Raw genomic sequence first — 16,962 nt, 5'->3', positions numbered from 1 at the left:
AAATTGGTTTAAGTATGGCGTTTATATTTTAACTATCAGTAGGTTATGATGTTAATCTCACCCGATAAATTAGCTGAATCCGCGTGCTCTACTGACCTGCAGAACGCGCGAAATCCAGCCAGATGGGCAGGTGGTCCGAGGCGCGGCGCGCATCGTCAGTCTCGCAGACGCCACCGTCAATCACATGCAGCGCGTCATCCACCGCGATGCGATCCAATGCGGCCAACGGCAGGCGCGCGTGATAGCTTTTACCCGGTGCGTAAATGTCAAAGTGATGCGCCAGACGCCCAAGCCCGACGTTCAGCGACCATTCATTCATATCGCCCGCGATCAACGTCGGACGTTTGGACTGCGCATCCAGATGGGCGATGAGCGCGGAAAGCTGAGCGCGCCGCGACCGGCGCATCAGCCCCAGATGGGTGGCGATGATGCGCAGCGGGATATCGCGCAGGTCGAAATCCACCACCATCGCGCCGCGCGGCTCCATCCCCGGCAGGTTCAGGTGTTTGACCTCGATCAGCTCTGCCTCGGGGCGCAGCAAGACGGCGTTGCCATGCCAGCCGATGCTGACCTCACTTGGGACGGGCACCGCGATCAAACCGGTCTGCGCCGTCACCTGATCCATGGGCAGCGCCGAGGGGCGGGGGCCAAGGCGCATGTCGGCCTCTTGCAGTACGACGATATCCGCCGCGAGCGTCTGGATCACGCGCAGGATGCGGGCGGGATCGCGTTTGCGGTCAGTGCCCATGGCCTTGCGCATGTTATAGCTGGCGATGCGAAGGGGGGCTTGGGTCACAAGATCGGTGCTCCTATGCGAAAGACGCCCTCGGCCAGACGGCGGGGCAAATGCGGGCTTGGCATATCCTCGTGGCAGTCTGCCTCGCGGGCCGTGAACCAGTCCGACAGGGTTGACACGCTGCGTGCATCATAAACGAACAACATCGCCTCAAAGTTCAAAAGCATACTGCGCACGTCGAAATTCGCCGTGCCCACAAGCCCCACATCATCAATCAGCGCGGCCTTCGCGTGGATCATCGCGGGTTCAAAGTATTTGACCTTGGCCCCTGCGGTATGCGCATCGCGCAGATAGCCGCCACGGGCGAAGTCGGCGATATGCTGGTTCGACTTCTGCGGCACCAGAATACGCACATCCACCCCGCGCAGCGCCGCGATGCGCAGCGCATTGGCCAGCGGCTCGGTCGGGACGAAATAGGGGGTGGCGATCCAGATACGGGTTTTCGCCAGATGCAGCGCGCGAATGATCCCGTCGTGCAGCGGGTCTTCGACAATATCAGGGCCCGAGGGGATCAACTGCACCGTCGCATTGCCCGCGGTGGTGGGGGCCGGCGTTGTGATATGGTCCACGTCTTCACCACAGGCGACTTCCCAGTCCGAACGGAAGACATCGCAGAAGGTCTGTACCGATTGCCCCTCAAGGGTGAAGGCCAGATCGACCCAATGATCGCTCTGCGGGTGGTCTGACATATAGTGTTCGCCAATGTTCATCCCGCCCGAAAAGACACGGGCATGATCGGCGATGATCATCTTGCGATGGTTGCGCAGGTTCAGGTGGCCACTGCTGGGCAGTTGCAGGATCGGCGAAAAGAACAGCACCTCGCCGCCGGCCTTGCGCAGCGCCTTGACCGCCTTGGAGGGGCCGCGCAAGGTGCCAAGCCGGTCCATCAGCAGGCGCACCTTGACGCCGTTGCGGGCTTTTTCGGTCAGGGCGTCGACCACGTGATTGCCGGTGTCATCGTCCGAGATGATGTAGAACAGCACATCAATCGTCTGTGTCGCGCTCTCGATCACCTCCATCGCGGCGGCATAGGCGGTTTGCGGTGTATCATGCAGGTTCAGTCGCTGTGCTTCCAGCGCGGGGGGCAGGTTGAAGCTCTGGAACATCTCGTCCAGCGCATGCACGGGCGTTTGCGGGTCTTCTTTCTGGGTAAAGATGATTGGCTCGTAGCGTTTACCCTGTTTGCGAAAGCCAAGCGCCAAGAACAAGGGCGCGGCGACATAGGGCATCACCACCAGAAACAGGATCCAGGCGGCAGTTGATTGTGGGCTGCGGCGCTGCTGAAGCAGGATGAAGGCCACGCCGAGGGTCAAAAGGATGACGCCAACGACCTCTATATGGGTCATGAAGAATTCGATCATGGTCGTTTCGCCTCGATTATGCCGGACATGCTGTCATCCGCGCCGCATCGCTACCTAGCACATAGGGGGGTAAACGCCACTTTTTGCAGCATTTTCGCGGGATTCCTGCTGCAGCCTGCGGGCAGATTGTTCCATCTTGTTGAAAATTTAATTTCGGGTGATTTTGGCGCATCTCCGCGGAACCGCGTTTTGGCCTTGGTAAAAAGGGTTAATAGCGGCGACGGGCCGCCGAGACGCCGTGCATTTGAGCAACAATTTTCCGATCACCAACCCGTGATTGGGAAATCCCGAAACCAGATCTTAGCTGCCGTGTTGTGTCGATGAAGCGGGAAGCGCCCGCTCCGGTACAAACTGATCGAGGAGTTACGATTATGAAACGCACTATGAAACTTGCATCCGCAGCCGTTCTGGCATCCACAGCATTCGCTGGCGCAACATACGCCGGCAGCCTGGCAGAGCCAGTGGTTGAGCCCGTGATGACCGCACCCGTTCCTGCACCCGATCTGGGTGGCGACTGGACCGGCTTCTACACCGGTCTGCAACTGGGCTATTCCGACGCTGAAATCGATGGTGATATCGACGGCGACAACGGTTCCTACGGTTTCCACGCAGGTTACAACTACGACTTCGGTCGCTTCGTATTGGGCGGTGAGCTTGACTACGACAAAACCGACATCGACTTGGAAGACGGTCTGGGCGCAGACGCGGGTTCCATCGACTCCGTTGCTCGTGCGAAAATCAAAGGTGGCTACGACTTGGGTAGCACGTTGATCTACGCAACCGGCGGTTACGCTCGTGCCGACACATCCTTGGGTGACGAAGACGGTGCCTTCTACGGTATCGGCATGGATTACAAAATCACCGAGCAATACAGCGTTGGCGCAGAACTGCTTGAGCACAAGTTTGACGACGTAAACGGTGTTTCCGGTGACGACGCGGACGTAACCACATTCAACATCCGTGGTTCCTACCGCTTCTAAGCTGACACGCTGACAACTGGCGGTGTATCTGCCGAGGGCGTCGCATAACGGTGCTCTCGGCAGGAAATAATAATGTGCCAGTCAAAAAGGCCGGAGGATCATCCTCCGGCCTTTTTCGTATGTTGGTAGCCGCGGTCGCGCGACGCTTTCGTCAGGCGGCGAGGCTTTCTGCGAAGTCGCATACTGTCGCCAGCGCTTGGGCAAAGCGGGTGTCCTCGATGGTCATCGCGACGCGGATATGGCCTGCCGCTGCCGTCCCGAAGCTTTCGCCGGGCATCACCGCGATGTGGTGTTTTTCCAGCAGCGCATAGGCGAAATCCTCGCCGCTCATGCCGGTGCTGCGCACATCCAGCATCAGATACATCGCGCCTTGGGCGGGTACGAGGCTGACGGCGTTCTGTCGCGCAAGAATGTCTTGCGCCAGCAGACGGCGGCGCTGGAAAGGCGCGGCGATCTCTGTCTCGAAACCGGTGCCTTGGTTCAGCGCGAACAGCGCCGCGTCCTGAATGTACCCGGGCACGCCATAGGTCGTGTGGGTCGCCAGATTGGTCAGATGCTCGATCGCATCCACGGGCCCGACGATCCAGCCGCAGCGCGAGCCGGTCATCGCGTGGCTTTTCGACATCGACCCTACGACCAGAGTATGCTCTGCCATCCCGTCCAGCGCGCGCGGCGAGAGGTGCGCGCCCTCCCAGACCTGCGTGTCATAAACCTCGTCTGAGATCAGCCACATGTCGTGATCGCGGCAGACCTGCGCGATGCCTTCAAGCGTCTTGCGGGAATAGACAACGCCGGTGGGGTTGTTGGGCGAATTCACCAGCAGCGACGCCGCGTTGGTCTGTTTCGCAGCGGCGGCAATCACGTCCGCACGGGGCTGGAACGCATCCTCCGCACGGGCGGCGATCGCATGGGGCAGGGCGCTGACACCGCGGATCGTGCCGGGGTAGGTGGCGTAATAGGGATCGATATAAAGCGCTGTATCGCCGGGGTTGCAGGTCGCCATATGCGCTGCAAACAGCGCGCTTTGACCACCCGGCGTGATCAGCACATTGTCGCGCGTTGTCGGCACGCCGGTACGTTCTTGCAATCGCGCGGCCACGGCATCGCGCAGACCCGTGGTGCCGGGGATGGCCGCATATCCGGTGTGACCGGCCAAAGCGGCGCGGTGCATATCTTGCAGGATCGGTGCGGCGGTGCGGATGTCATGTTCGCCAATCGTCAGCTCTGTCACCTGCGTACCCTGTTCAATCATCTGGCGGGCGCGCAGGAAAACGCCCCAGCCGTCTGATCCGCCGCCAAGCAGCCCTGTGATGCGCGATGATAGTTGCATGCCGTCTCTCCCTCGTAACTTGAAGACGCAGGGGCGCAGAGCATGGTTGATTTGTCAATCAGGCTTGACCGCCAGTGGCGGGTCGGGCTACGCAGACGGCATGAAGATGATGCCACTCATTATTTGCTGTATTACCTGCTAAGACCTTCCGGCGGGCTTGCTCACATCGTTTTCTTCCCGAGATTTCTGTGCCATGCCCGCGCAATCCTTGCGTAAGGACGCGCCATGACCACGATCAAGCTGCACAACACGAAAACCCGCAAACGCGAGGATTTCACCCCGATTGATGATAAAAACGTGCGGATGTATGTCTGTGGGCCGACGGTGTACGACCGCGCCCATCTGGGCAATGCGCGCCCCGTCATCGTGTTTGACGTGCTCAACCGGTTGCTGCGCCATGTCTATGGCGACGCCCATGTGACCTATGTGCGCAACTTCACGGATGTGGATGACAAGATCAACGCGCGCGCAGCGCAAAGCGGGCGGTCTATCGGAGAGATTACCGCCGAGACAACCCAGTGGTTTCTGGACGATATGGCCGAAGTCGGCGCGCTTGAGCCCGACCACATGCCACGCGCCACCGCTTATATTCCGCAGATGGTGGCTATGATTGAAGACCTGATTGCAAAGGGCCACGCCTATGCCGCCGAGAGGCATGTGCTGTTCTCTGTCGAAAGCTACAAAGCCTATGGCGCGCTATCGGGCCGGTCGATCGACGATATGATCGCCGGCGCGCGGGTCGAGGTTGCGCCCTACAAGCGTAACCCGATGGATTTCGTGCTTTGGAAGCCGTCGGACGACGCGACGCCGGGGTGGGACAGCCCCTGGGGCCGAGGCCGCCCTGGCTGGCACATCGAATGCTCCGCCATGGCGGACGAGCTGCTGTGGAAAGAGCCCCTGCGTCAGGACCGTCTGTCTGATGAGGCGAAGAGCGCACCTCACGTCTTTGACATCCACGGCGGCGGTCTGGACCTGCAGTTCCCGCACCACGAGGACGAGATTGCCCAAAGCTGCTGCGCCAATGGCACCGACGAGATGGCGCGCTACTGGCTGCATAACGAGATGCTTCAGGTCGAGGGCAAGAAGATGTCCAAATCGCTTGGCAACTTCTTCACCGTACGCGATCTGCTGGATCAAGGCGTTCCGGGAGAGGTGATCCGTTTCGTCATGCTCAGCACGCATTACCGCAAGCCGATGGACTGGACCGAGAAGAAACGGGACGAGGCAGAGAAGACGTTGAGGAAGTGGATGGACCTGACGCGAGACTTAGAGCCTTGCGACCCTGCCGCCTTTAAGCCCGATCAGAAACTGATCGACGCGCTTGCCGACGACCTGAATACGCATCTCGCGCTGACCTATTTGAACGCTCTGACCGCGCAGCCGCAAAAACTGCTCGATCATGCGCGATGGCTAGGGTTTCTTAGCGACAAATCGCGGGAGGATGATGCGAAAGCACGTGCCGCCTACACGACAAGTTTCGGGAGTGGTGGCTCTGAGGTTTTGGCCTCTTTGGCTAATCAACTCGACGAGCTGCGGCAGAAGGCCATGGAGAGCAAGGATTTTTCTCAGGTCGATGCGTTCAAGGCTGCTTTGCTAGATGCTGGAGCCGAAGTGAGAATGAGTAAACAAGGCGTAGAAATTATGCCGGGGCCAGACTTCGACCCTGCCAAGCTGGATGTGTTGAAGTGATGTGCGTCGCCTCCAGCGCTGGTGCTTGTGTGACGTGCGGGGGTGAGGGGCCAGCCCCTCACGCTCCCCGGAGTTTATCTGGCAAAATGAAGGAGGGATCGCTGCGATGACCCGCGAACGCCTTTATCTCTATGACACGACTTTGCGCGACGGGCAGCAGACCCAAGGGGTGCAATTCTCGACCGCGGAAAAGGTCACGATTGCGACCGCGCTCGATACGCTTGGGGTGGATTACATCGAGGGCGGCTGGCCCGGCGCGAACCCGACGGATAGTGCCTTTTTCGAAGCGGCACCGATCACGCGGGCGAAGATGACGGCCTTTGGCATGACCAAGCGCAACGGCATGTCGGCGCAGAACGATGATGTGCTGGCGGCGGTGATGAATGCGGGCACGCGGACGGTCTGCTTGGTGGGAAAGACCCATGATTTTCACGTCTCGGCAGCGCTCGGGATTACGCTGGACGAGAACACGGATAATATCGCGAAATCCATCGCGCATCTGGTGGCGCAGGGCCGCGAGGCGCTGTTCGATGCAGAGCATTTCTTTGACGGCTACCGCGCCAATCCCGATTATGCGCTGACCGCGATCAAGGCGGCCTATGAGGCTGGCGCGCGGTGGATCGTGCTTTGTGATACCAATGGCGGCACCATGCCCGCCGAGATCGGGCGCATCACAGCCGAGGTTATCGCCGCAGGCATCCCCGGCGATCATCTGGGCATCCATACCCATAACGACACCGAAAACGCGGTCGCCTGTTCGCTGGCCGCCATTGATGCGGGCGCGCGGCAGATACAGGGCACGTTGAACGGCTTGGGCGAACGTTGCGGCAATGCGAACCTGACCACGCTGATCCCGATCCTGCTGCTGAAAGAACCCTACGCCGGCCGTTTCGACACGGGAATCCCGCTAGACGGTCTGGCGAACCTCACCCAGATCAGCCGTGCGCTGGACGAGATCTTGAACCGGGTGCCGACCAAACAGGCGGCCTTTGTCGGGTCGTCGGCCTTTGCGCATAAGGCGGGGCTGCATGCCAGCGCGATCCTGAAAGACCCGTCCACCTATGAACACATCGACCCCGCGCTGGTCGGCAACACGCGTATCATCCCCATGTCGAACCAGGCGGGTCAGTCAAACTTGCGCCGGCGGCTGGAAAGTGCGGGCTTGACCATCGCCAAGGGGGATCCGGCCTTGGGGCAGATCCTTGACGAGGTGAAGGCGCGCGAGGCCGAAGGCTATAGCTACGACACCGCTCAGGCCAGCTTTGAGCTGCTGGCGCGGAAGGCTCTGGGGCAGATGCCGGATCTCTTCGAGGTAAAACGCTATCGTGTGACCGTCGAGCGGCGCAAAAACAAATACGACCAGATGGTCAGCCTGTCAGAAGCGGTTGTCGTCGTGAAAGTTGATGGCGAGAAACGTCTGTCGGTGAGCGAGAGCATGGATGCCGAAGGCTGCGACCGCGGGCCGGTGAACGCGCTCAGCAAGGCGCTGGTCAAGGATCTGGGGCAGTACTCGGCGCTGCTGGAGGATATGCATCTGGTGGATTTCAAGGTGCGGATCACGCAAGGTGGCACAGAGGCGGTGACGCGGGTGATCATCGACAGCGAAGACGGGCAGGGGCGGCGCTGGTCTACTGTGGGTGTGTCGGCCAACATCGTCGATGCGTCTTTCGAAGCGCTGTTGGACGCGATCCGCTGGAAGCTGATCCGCGACCGCAAGGGATAGGACCGATGGAATTTGATGCCGATCTAAGCGCCTGCGCGGCTATTATAGAGCGTGCCGATCCGCTGCGCTTTCGCGCCAGCATGGCCGCCCTTGTGCCCGCACGCCGTGTGTTGTTCCCGCTTTATGCCTTTAATATCGAGGTGGCGCGCGCGCCCTGGGTGACGCAGGAAACCATGATCGCGGAGATGCGTTTGCAGTGGTGGCGCGATGTCTGTGTCGAGATCGCGAACCGTGGCGTTGTGCGGCGGCACGAGGTTGCGACACCCCTTGCACTGGCTATCTCGCCCGAAGACGCGGTGTTGCTGGACACGCTGGCCGCCGCGCGGCGGTGGGATATCTACCGCGACGCCTTTGAAGATGCCGCCCATTTCGACGCCTATATCGACCAGACCGCGGGCCATCTGATGTGGGTGGCCGCGCGGTCTTTGGGACCGGCGGAGGAGGCCACGGTGCGCGATGCGGCCTATGGGGCGGGGGTGGCGGCTTGGCTGCACGCGATCCCGCAGCTGGTAGAGCAGGGGCGCGTCCCGTTGTTGGACGGCACCGACGCTGGCGTTGTGGCGCTGGCCCAAAAGGCACGGGCGCGGTTACGACAGGCGCGGGCCAACCGTGGCAAGATCTCGAAAGCCGCGCGACCGGCGATGTATAGCGTCGGCGCGGCAGACAAGGTGCTGAGCGCGGCCATCGCCGCCCCCGGGCGTGTCAGCGCCGCAGAACTGCCGCCGATGAATGATTTCGCCCTGTCGTGGCGGGCTTTGTCGGGGCGTTGGTAGCGCTAGACCCGCGCGCTACGTTGCCGCAGCATTAGCCAGATCAGCGACCCGCCTGCCAGCACCAGAAACGGGATCATCGCGATATTGACGGCGGCCCAGCCTTCGACGGGGTTGCCGCCCGAGCAGTTCATCAGCCCGCCGCTTGACAGCGACGCAAAGGTCACCCCGCCAAAGACCAGCAGATCGTTCAGACCTTGCATGCGGCCACGCTCGTGCGGTTCATGGGCCCCGGCCAGCATGGATGTCGCGCCGATAAAGCCGAAGTTCCAGCCGATCCCCAGCAGGATCAGCGCGATGTAGAAGTTGTTCAGCTCCACCCCCTGCAGCGCGACCACACCGGCCCCCGCAAGGATCGCGATGCCAAGGCCGAGGATCTTTTCGACCCCGAATTTCGCGATCAGGTGGCCGGTGAAAAACGACGGCGCGTACATCGCCAGAACATGGCCTGTGACCACATGGGACGCATCCACGATGTCATAGCCGCAGCCCACAACCGCCAGCGGGGTCGAGGTCATGACAAGGTTCATCAGCGCATAGGATACCATGCCGCAGATCACAGCGACGGCGATGCGCGGGGTCTTCAAAAGCTCCATCCGGCTGCGGCCCTTGGGGGCATCTACTGCCGGCACGGGCGGCTTGGGGATGTTGAGGAAGGCGAAAAGCACCATGCCCACAGCGTTCAGCGCAATCGCGGCGAGGTAGACCGGGAAAAACCGCATCATCGTCGCATCGCCGTTTGCTCCGGTCAGAAACCCCACCAGCTGCGGCCCGATGATGGCCGAGATCAGCCCGCCCGCCATGACATAGGAAATCGCCTTTGGCCGGAACGCGTCAGATGCGGTGTCCGTCGCTGCAAAGCGGAAAAACCCTTGCGAGCACATGTAGATGCCGATCAGATAGCTGCCCAGCAGGAAGGTCATGAAACTCTGGATCGTCAAGGCATAGGCACAAAGCACGGCCCCCATCATCCCGCCAAATGCGCCTGCCACAAAGCCCGCGCGACGGCCAAAGCGTTGCATCACCGTCGACAGCCACGGGGCCGTGGTCATCGACCCGAAGACGATCATAGAGATCGGTAGCGTCGCGAGGCAGACGTTGGGCGACAGTTGTTGCCCCGCCAATCCGCCGACCACAAAATACATCGGCATCTGGCTGCCAAGAAAGGCCTGCGCGGTCACCAGCACGGCGACGTTGCGCTTGGCGCGGGTGTCATCAATCACTGTCATGGTGAATGCGTAGACCGGGCTTTGGGGGGCTGCAAGGGCCTTGCGTCCGGCGGCGGGGTCAACGATGGTCGCGCCATGAACCAGGGCCCCCATATTCTGCTGATCGCTGGCAGCGCCGAAGCGCATGAGATCGCCGCTGCGATGTCGGCCTCTGACGTCTCTGCAAGGGCGGTGTTAAGGCGGGCGGAGCGGAGCTTTGGCCCGCTGGCCGTACCGTCCGAGATCTGGTCGCCGGGCAACCTGGATGAGATGGCAGCTTACCTGCGCGCCCATGAGTTTACCGCGGTGCTGGACGCAGGACACGGGTTTGACGCGGATATTTCGCAGATCGCTTTTGACGCCACCGCGCGGTTGGGGCTGCCTTATCTGCGTGTCCTGCGGCCCATGTGGGACATCTCGGCACCGGTTGAACGGGCCGCGTCGGTCGCGGCAGCGGCACGGATGATCCGACCCAAAGTACGGGTCTTTGCCGCGACGGGGCGCGGGACGGTGGAGGATTACGCCCCCTTCGCAGGCGCGCGGCTTTATCTGCGGCAGACCAACGCGCAGGCCCGAACCAAGCTGCCCCCCTTTGCCGAAGCCGTCTATGGCCAGCCCCCCTTCACTCAGGCGGCGGAGGAGGCGTTGTTTCGCGCCTTGCAGATCGATACGCTGGTCCTGCGCAACGTCGGTGGCGTGCCAAGCCGCCCCAAACTGGACGCAGCGCGCGCGATGGGGCTGCGGGTGATTGCCATTGACCGGCCGGCGGCCCCCGTCGGCGCGCAGGTTGTCGCCGCGCCGGATGCGGCGATCAACTGGGTCGAGACGCTGACAACGGGGGGCACCACCGAATGAGCATCGGACGGATTATCACTGGCGACGCGGATGTCGCCGAAGGGGCGGATTGGCTCGCTGCGCATGTGCCGCAGTTTGCTACCGCCTTGGCCGCTACTGGCCCTTTGCCTCTGCGGTTACGTGCGGACGGGTTTGACGCGCTGATCGGGGCGATCATCAGCCAGCAAGTCTCTGTCGCGTCGGCAAATGCCATGCGTGCCAAGATGGATGCGGCGGGACTGACCCATGAGACGGCGATACTCGCCGCGGGCGAGGAAGGTCTGCGCGCGGCGGGGCTGAGCCGCCAGAAAATCCGCTATGCGTTGGCGTTGGCCGAGGCCGGGATCGACTATACCGCGTTGCGGGACGCGCCTGATGCCGTGGTGATCGAGACGCTGACCGCGGTGCCCGGTGTCGGGCTGTGGACGGCGCAGATCTATGCGATGTTTTCGCTAGGCCGCGCCGATATCCTGCCGCAGGGCGATCTGGCCTTGCAAGAGGCCGCGAAAATCCTGTTTGATCTGCCCCAGCGACCAAAGCCAAAGCAGCTTGCGGAGATGGCGCAGGACTGGTCGCCCTGGCGATCGGTTGCAGCCCGCATCCTGTTTTCGTACTACCGCGTGGCAAAACAACGGGAAGGGATTTCATGACACGAGTACTAAACGCAGAGCGCCGCGAACCGGTCTCGGGGGAAACGCGGTCTGCCGTCGTGTTCCTGCATGGCTATGGCGCGAATGGTGCCGATCTGCTGGGGCTTGCCGACCCGTTGGGGGAACATCTGCCCGACACGCTGTTCGTGGCCCCCGATGCGCCCGAAGCCTGTGCCGGTGCGCCCATGGGGTTCCAGTGGTTCCCGATCCCCTGGATCGATAATTCCTCTGAGGAAGAAGCCGAACGCGGGATGATGCAGGCGGTCGATGACCTGAACGCCTTTCTCGATGCGCTGATGGTGGACGAAGATCTGCTGCCCGAACAGGTCGTGCTGTTTGGCTTTTCCCAAGGTACGATGATGGCGCTGCATGTCGCGCCGCGCCGCGAAGATGCTGTGGCCGGTGTTGTCGCGTTTTCGGGGCGCTTGCTGTCGCCCGAGAGCCTGAAAGACGAAGCGGTCGTGCGCCCTCCGGTCTTGCTGGTGCACGGCGACGCCGATGATGTTGTCCCGCCGCAATCCCTGCCGCAGGCCGCCGAAACCTTGCAAGAGGCCGGATGGACGGACGTTTTCGCCCATATCATGAAGGGGACAGGCCACGGAATCGCCCCCGACGGGCTGAGCGTGGCGCTGGCCTTTATGCGCGACAAACTGGGTCTTTGATCCCATCCCCTGCGGGCGCATGCGCGACCCGCAGGAAGGCCCCGGCCGGATTGGCCGTTTCCGTCACATGCCTGTTACGTAATCAGCTTACGCATTCTGCGACATCTTGTACCCGTTTGCGACTTGTCAGACGCAAACCACGAGATATAGTCGAAAGCATCAGCGGGGCTGTCCCGCTGGACCGGACGCGGAACGGCAAGGGGCTATCGAACAATGGACGGCGACTTTAGAACTGAATTCACCCGAAGCCCGGCAGGGCTGAAAAACAAACCGGCCCTTGTGCTGAACGCGGATTACAGGCCCTTGTCCTACTATCCGCTGTCGCTGTGGCCCTGGCAGGAAGCGGTGAAGGCCAAATGGCTGGATCGGGTGGATATCGTCGCTGAATATGACGACTATGTTCACAGCCCGTCGATGCAAATTCGCATCCCGTCGGTGGTCGTTCTCAAAGATTATGTCAAACCTCAAAAGCGCGTGGCCTTCACGCGCTTTAATTTATTTCTGAGGGACGAATTCTGCTGCCAGTACTGCGGTGCACGGGGGGATCTGACCTTTGACCACGTGGTGCCCCGTGCGGCGGGCGGTATCACAAGCTGGCAGAACGTTGTTGCGGCGTGTAGCCCGTGCAATCTGAAAAAAGGGTCCAAGGCGCTGCACCAGACCGGATTCCAGCTGCGCAAACCACCACGCCAGCCGCAAGCCGAGGACCTGCGCAATATGGGCCGGAAATTCCCGCCCAACTACCTGCATGATAGCTGGATGGATTTTCTTTATTGGGATGCCGAGCTTCAGGCGTGATCTAGGGCCGCGCTTGTGCGTCCGCGTTAGAGGTCAAGCTCCACCCAGACGGGCACGTGATCGGAGGGTTTCTCGCGTCCGCGTACATCCTTGTCGATCTGGCAGTCGCGCAGGCTGTCGGCGATGGCAGGGCTCAGCAGGAAATGGTCGATACGGATGCCGTTGTTGCGGTTCCACGCGCCTGCTTGATAATCCCAAAAGCTGTAATGCCCCGGCCCTTGGGTCCGTGCGCGGAACGCCTCTGTCAGGCCAAGGGCCAGCAGGCGTCGCCAGGCGGCGCGGGATTCCGGGCGAAACAACGCATCTTCCCGCCAGGCATCCGGCGTTGCCGCGTCTTCGGCCTGGGGGATGATGTTGAAGTCGCCCGTCAGCAGAAACGGTGTTTCCTCGGCCAAGAGTGCGCGCGCACGGTCTTCAAGACGCTGCATCCACGCCAGTTTGTAATCGTACTTCGGGCCCGGCGCGGGGTTGCCGTTGGGCAGATACAACCCACAAAGCCGCACAGATGAATGATCACCCACGACCGTTGCCTCGATATAGCGCGCCTGTTCGTCGCTGTCGTCCCCGGGCAGGCCACGGGTCACATCCTCAAGCGGGAGCTTTGACAGGATCGCGACGCCGTTAAAGGATTTCTGCCCGTGGGTCTCCACGTTATAGCCGCGATCCTCGAACAGCTCGCGCGGGAAGCCTTCGTCGACGGATTTGATCTCTTGCAGAATGGCGACGTCGGGCTGCGCTTCGTCGAGCCATTGGGGCAGGGCGTCGATCCGCGCTTTGATCCCGTTAATGTTGAACGTGGCGATTTTCATGGCGGCCCCCTGCATTGGTCCCCGCAGCTATCGCGCATACCGCAATATGGGGCAAGGGGGCTGCACCGGTTTGGGCATGTTTCGCCCGCGATTCGAAGGTGAGCCGACAGTGCGTGCGCCGCCGCGGGGCGCTTTGCCAGCGTTCCGTTACAATTGTCGCTATTGTGGAGAACACGGCATCGCCGCGTGGTTTCAACCGGATCAAAGACGCAGCGCATGTGGATGATTTACATCGTTAAAATGCGATCTTTTTGTCGCCTAGGTCAAAGCCCTGAGGTGGTGATTGATGAAGGGAGTGCAGCTTGAGGTTTAGTTGCCGATTTCAAAATCACGTCAAAAAGGAAAACTCATGACCGCTATTGCTTACGTCGAAACTGCTTTCCCGAATGTTCACGCCGGGGCGGCATCGCTCCATCAGGGGGCGGGGACAGGGCTTTATACCACCGGCTGTATCCGTGCAGGGCAAGACCCCCATTGCGGCCACGGCACCGGGCTGTTCACCACAGGGCTACAGTCGGGACCGCAGGCAGGCGGCATGGCGACTGGGATGCTTACCGGTTTGTTTACCACCGGCTGCTAATCCAAACACACCCTGCGCTGGAACCGGCGCAGGGGTTTCTTGCCAAGGGGGGCCTATGTCGAATGTTATACCGCTTTCATCCGTACGTGCGCGCAATAGCGGTCGCAAACACGCCGATAGCGCCGCGATCAGCCGTATGTTTGCGGTACAGCGACGCCGTGCGGGGGATGTGTTCTGGTTGAAGGAAAACGCGGAATGGCTGGGAATTCTGGCAAGCGCGGACATGCCTGTCGCGCCAGACGCTCTGGTGCCCTATGCGTCCTTCTATGACCGCATCGAAGAGACGATCCGCTTCTTTCCGCAGTACTACCGATTTTTCCTGTCTCTCGCGCTGGACCTTGAGGATCTGGGTTTGCCCGGCGACGCGGGGGAGCGGTTGGTGCATCGGGTCGCCCGTATGCGGCTGGCGGATGGGGAACTGTCTGACCTGCAACGCGCCGAAGCGCAGCGCCTGCTGGCGCGTCGGATGTCCGTGCCGCGCGACGACGCTCTGCAATCACGCTTGCGCCGGTTTTTCACGCGATCCGAAACCTTTGCGCTGCCTAACAAGAAAGCATCCTATGAGCTGGCACATATCGTTTTCTATCTGTCAGACTACGGCCAGAGCGACCCCCAACTGCCGGCGACAGCGATCAGAAGCCTGAATTTTGCCGGTATTCTGGCGTATCTTGATCAGGATATGGATCTGCTGGCCGAGATTTGTGCCGCGCTACGGTTTGCAGGCGCTGCGGCACCTGCACTGTGGGAGGATGCGGTTCAGTCCGCTGCGCGTGCCTGCCGGATCGTACCGCAGCAGGGGGGCGGACCGGTGGACGGGTATCACGCCTATCTGGTGACCGGCTGGGCCGCGCACATGTCCGGAGGGGCGGCATTTTGCCAACCGGTGCCACAAGGGGCTGTGGCCATCCGCTATACCCCGCCAAACGGTGCGCTGCAGGCGCTATCGGCGGCGCTTTTTGACATGGGAGAGACGCGGCAAGCGCAGTGGTCGCTTATGCGTGGACGGGTCATGAGAGCGCTGGACCCTGAGGCGCAAGAGGTACTGGCCGAGGCAGAGGCGTCCTGCCCGCAATTTGAAGCGTTTTTCGCGCGGTTCGCGCGGGCACCGATCCCGGCCATGCCCTCCGCGGTGCAGCTGCGGCGCTAGAATGGCCTCATGCGGGCATGAGGCCAGCCTCCGGCGGGAGTTTACTTTGGCAAAATGAAGCGGGTGTCTGTTACATCGAGAAAGACGTGCCGCAGCCGCAGGCGCTGGTGGCATTGGGGTTTTCGATCACGAACCGCGCGCCGATCAATTCCTCGGAAAAGTCGATGACGGCATTGGCAAGAAAGGGCAGGGAGATGCTGTCGACCACAACTTTCTGGCCGGCCCCTTCAAGGATCAGGTCATCGTCTTTGGGATCATCCAGCGCGATGTCGTACTGAAAGCCGGAGCAGCCGCCGCCCTCTACGGCGACGCGCAGGGCTTTGCCCTCTGCGGCGGCACCGATTTCGGCAAGGCGGTCAAAGGCGCGCGGGGTAACTTGGGGGGGCAGGTTCATTTTCGGGCTCCGGTGTGATCGGTTTCCATCTGTGTTGTCTTACAATATAGAAACCCGCAGGACAGGCCACAAGGACCACCGACTATGCGCGCTTCTTTTGCCTCTGATCCGGCGTTGACCCGGGGACGGTTGATACCGGAAGAGGAAAGCACCTTTCGTTCCTGCTTTCAGCGGGACCGCGACCGGATCATCCACGCCAGCGCCTTCCGGCGGCTCAAGCACAAGACGCAGGTCTTTATCGAACATGAGGGCGATTACTATCGCACGCGGCTGACCCATTCGATCGAGGTGGCGCAGGTGGCGCGTACGATCGCCGGTGCGTTGGGTCTGAATGCCGAGCTGACAGAGGCGGTCGCCCTGGCCCATGATCTGGGGCATCCGCCCTTTGGTCACACGGGCGAGGACGCGCTGGAAGCCTTGATGGCCCCCTATGGCGGGTTTGACCACAACGCCCAAGCCATCCGCATCGTCACCCATCTGGAGCGGCATTACGCGGATTTCGACGGGCTGAACCTGACTTGGGACACGCTGGAGGGGCTGGCCAAACATAACGGGCCGGTGACGGGAGAGCTGCCGTGGGCACTTGCGGCCTATGAGCGTCAGCATGACCTTGAGCTGGAGACATTCGCCAGTGCCGAGGCGCAGGTAGCGGCGATTGCCGATGATGTGGCCTATAACCACCACGACCTGCATGACGGTTTGCGGGCCGAGCTGTTCTCGACGGACGAGCTGGCCGAACTGCCGATCCTGAAGCAGAATTTCGCCGAAGTTGACAGGCTGTATCCCGGTCTGAACTACTATCGCCGCCGTCACGAGGCACTGCGCCGTTTCTTTGGCGTGCTGGTGGAGGACGTGATCAGCGTCGCGCGGCACCGTCTGGCCGAGATGAAGCCAGAAACCGCCACCGATATTCGCATGGCCGGGCGCACGTTGATCCAGTTCTCCGATCCGGTTTTCCAGGATCTCAAGGTCATCCGCGCCTTTCTGTTCGACCGCATGTATCGCGCGCCATCCGTGGTGATCATGCGCAAGCAGGTGACGCAGGTGGTCGAGGATCTGTTCCCCTATTTCTGCGCGCATACGGACCAATTGCCCAAGCAATGGCGCAAGGATGTAGAGGATGCAGACGGCGATACGGCGCTTGCGCGGATCGTCAGCGACTATATCTCGGGGATGACAGATCGCTTTGCTTTGCAGGAACATGAGCGGTTGATCGTTAAAGGCTGAACCG

General features: G+C 61.3%; 18 protein-coding genes. 12 read left to right on the top strand and 6 right to left on the bottom strand.

All coding sequences use genetic code 11. From position 1 onward, the window contains the following. Positions 1 to 88: 88 nt before the first annotated feature. Both SJY36_RS09400 and SJY36_RS09395 read right to left on the bottom strand, forming a co-directional pair. Positions 89 to 796 (bottom strand): endonuclease/exonuclease/phosphatase family protein, encoded by a 708-nt coding sequence (locus tag SJY36_RS09400; RefSeq protein WP_386174553.1) that lies wholly within the window; start codon positions 794 to 796, stop codon positions 89 to 91. Beyond that, positions 793 to 2,142, bottom strand: coding sequence for a phosphatidylserine/phosphatidylglycerophosphate/cardiolipin synthase family protein (locus SJY36_RS09395; RefSeq protein ID WP_386174550.1), 1,350 nt, complete (start codon positions 2,140 to 2,142; stop codon positions 793 to 795). Before SJY36_RS09395 ends, SJY36_RS09400 begins: the two co-directional genes overlap by 4 nt. Between SJY36_RS09395 and SJY36_RS09390 the strand changes: the two genes are divergently transcribed. Continuing rightward, on the top strand, positions 2,134 to 2,481 hold the full coding sequence (locus SJY36_RS09390; RefSeq protein WP_386174547.1) for a hypothetical protein: 348 nt from the start codon (positions 2,134 to 2,136) through the stop codon (positions 2,479 to 2,481). The two genes, SJY36_RS09395 and SJY36_RS09390, sit on opposite strands and share 9 nt — an antisense overlap. Before the next feature lie 47 nt (positions 2,482 to 2,528). Continuing rightward, positions 2,529 to 3,137, top strand: coding sequence for an outer membrane protein (locus tag SJY36_RS09385; protein ID WP_386174544.1), 609 nt, complete (start codon positions 2,529 to 2,531; stop codon positions 3,135 to 3,137). Positions 3,138 to 3,288: 151 nt separating this feature from the next. Here SJY36_RS09385 and SJY36_RS09380 read toward each other — a convergent pair whose 3' ends face one another. Continuing rightward, positions 3,289 to 4,467: a pyridoxal phosphate-dependent aminotransferase gene (locus SJY36_RS09380; RefSeq protein WP_180827800.1), complete on the bottom strand. Its 1,179-nt coding sequence runs from the start codon at positions 4,465 to 4,467 to the stop codon at positions 3,289 to 3,291. 225 nt (positions 4,468 to 4,692) lie between these two features. Between SJY36_RS09380 and cysS the strand changes: the two genes are divergently transcribed. The 3 genes from cysS (at position 4,693) to SJY36_RS09365 (ending at position 8,652) form a co-directional block, all read left to right on the top strand. Next, positions 4,693 to 6,156, top strand: coding sequence for a cysteine--tRNA ligase (gene cysS, locus SJY36_RS09375; RefSeq protein ID WP_386174541.1), 1,464 nt, complete (start codon positions 4,693 to 4,695; stop codon positions 6,154 to 6,156). A gap of 106 nt (positions 6,157 to 6,262) precedes the next feature. Then, a complete protein-coding gene (gene cimA, locus SJY36_RS09370) occupies positions 6,263 to 7,879 on the top strand; it encodes a citramalate synthase (RefSeq protein WP_386174538.1) in 1,617 nt (538 codons plus the stop codon). A gap of 5 nt (positions 7,880 to 7,884) precedes the next feature. Continuing rightward, positions 7,885 to 8,652 (top strand): squalene/phytoene synthase family protein, encoded by a 768-nt coding sequence (locus tag SJY36_RS09365; RefSeq protein ID WP_386174535.1) that lies wholly within the window; start codon positions 7,885 to 7,887, stop codon positions 8,650 to 8,652. 2 nt (positions 8,653 to 8,654) lie between these two features. On the opposite strand, the gene SJY36_RS09360 is transcribed toward SJY36_RS09365, so the two are convergent. Continuing rightward, entirely contained in the window at positions 8,655 to 9,878 is a 1,224-nt protein-coding gene (locus SJY36_RS09360; RefSeq protein ID WP_386176480.1) for an MFS transporter, read from the bottom strand. Positions 9,879 to 9,953: 75 nt separating this feature from the next. On the opposite strand from SJY36_RS09360, the gene SJY36_RS09355 reads away from it, so the two are divergent. The 4 genes from SJY36_RS09355 to SJY36_RS09340 all read left to right on the top strand — a co-directional run bounded on the left by SJY36_RS09355 (position 9,954) and on the right by SJY36_RS09340 (position 12,801). Then, on the top strand, positions 9,954 to 10,712 hold the full coding sequence (locus SJY36_RS09355) for a precorrin-6A/cobalt-precorrin-6A reductase (protein WP_386174532.1): 759 nt from the start codon (positions 9,954 to 9,956) through the stop codon (positions 10,710 to 10,712). Further along, complete coding sequence (locus SJY36_RS09350) at positions 10,709 to 11,341, top strand: DNA-3-methyladenine glycosylase family protein (protein WP_386174529.1); 633 nt, start codon at positions 10,709 to 10,711, stop codon at positions 11,339 to 11,341. Before SJY36_RS09355 ends, SJY36_RS09350 begins: the two co-directional genes overlap by 4 nt. Next, positions 11,338 to 12,003, top strand: a complete 666-nt coding sequence (locus tag SJY36_RS09345) for an alpha/beta hydrolase (RefSeq protein ID WP_005853810.1) — start codon at positions 11,338 to 11,340, stop codon at positions 12,001 to 12,003. Before SJY36_RS09350 ends, SJY36_RS09345 begins: the two co-directional genes overlap by 4 nt. Positions 12,004 to 12,216: 213 nt before the next feature. Next, positions 12,217 to 12,801, top strand: a complete 585-nt coding sequence (locus SJY36_RS09340; RefSeq protein WP_005853809.1) for an HNH endonuclease — start codon at positions 12,217 to 12,219, stop codon at positions 12,799 to 12,801. 26 nt (positions 12,802 to 12,827) lie between these two features. On the opposite strand, the gene xth is transcribed toward SJY36_RS09340, so the two are convergent. Further along, positions 12,828 to 13,610, bottom strand: coding sequence for an exodeoxyribonuclease III (gene xth / locus SJY36_RS09335; RefSeq protein ID WP_037944404.1), 783 nt, complete (start codon positions 13,608 to 13,610; stop codon positions 12,828 to 12,830). Between the two features lie 349 nt (positions 13,611 to 13,959). On the opposite strand from xth, the gene SJY36_RS09330 reads away from it, so the two are divergent. Both SJY36_RS09330 and SJY36_RS09325 read left to right on the top strand, forming a co-directional pair. Continuing rightward, complete coding sequence (locus tag SJY36_RS09330; protein ID WP_386174526.1) at positions 13,960 to 14,190, top strand: hypothetical protein; 231 nt, start codon at positions 13,960 to 13,962, stop codon at positions 14,188 to 14,190. A 55-nt stretch (positions 14,191 to 14,245) separates the two neighbouring features. Then, a complete protein-coding gene (locus tag SJY36_RS09325) occupies positions 14,246 to 15,337 on the top strand; it encodes a DUF6902 family protein (protein WP_386174523.1) in 1,092 nt (363 codons plus the stop codon). 70 nt (positions 15,338 to 15,407) lie between these two features. On the opposite strand, the gene SJY36_RS09320 is transcribed toward SJY36_RS09325, so the two are convergent. Continuing rightward, positions 15,408 to 15,731 (bottom strand): iron-sulfur cluster assembly accessory protein, encoded by a 324-nt coding sequence (locus SJY36_RS09320; RefSeq protein ID WP_009824761.1) that lies wholly within the window; start codon positions 15,729 to 15,731, stop codon positions 15,408 to 15,410. Positions 15,732 to 15,815: 84 nt separating this feature from the next. Here SJY36_RS09320 and SJY36_RS09315 point away from each other — a divergent pair, with 84 nt between their 5' ends. Then, complete coding sequence (locus tag SJY36_RS09315; protein WP_005853804.1) at positions 15,816 to 16,958, top strand: deoxyguanosinetriphosphate triphosphohydrolase; 1,143 nt, start codon at positions 15,816 to 15,818, stop codon at positions 16,956 to 16,958. The last annotated feature ends 4 nt before the right edge of the window (positions 16,959 to 16,962 follow it).

Origin of the sequence: Sulfitobacter sp. R86518 (genome assembly GCF_042466275.1) — a bacterium.
Classification (GTDB): domain Bacteria; phylum Pseudomonadota; class Alphaproteobacteria; order Rhodobacterales; family Rhodobacteraceae; genus Sulfitobacter; species Sulfitobacter pontiacus.
Note: the sequence above shows the minus strand (reverse complement) of the source record. Positions and strands in the feature narration are given on the sequence as shown.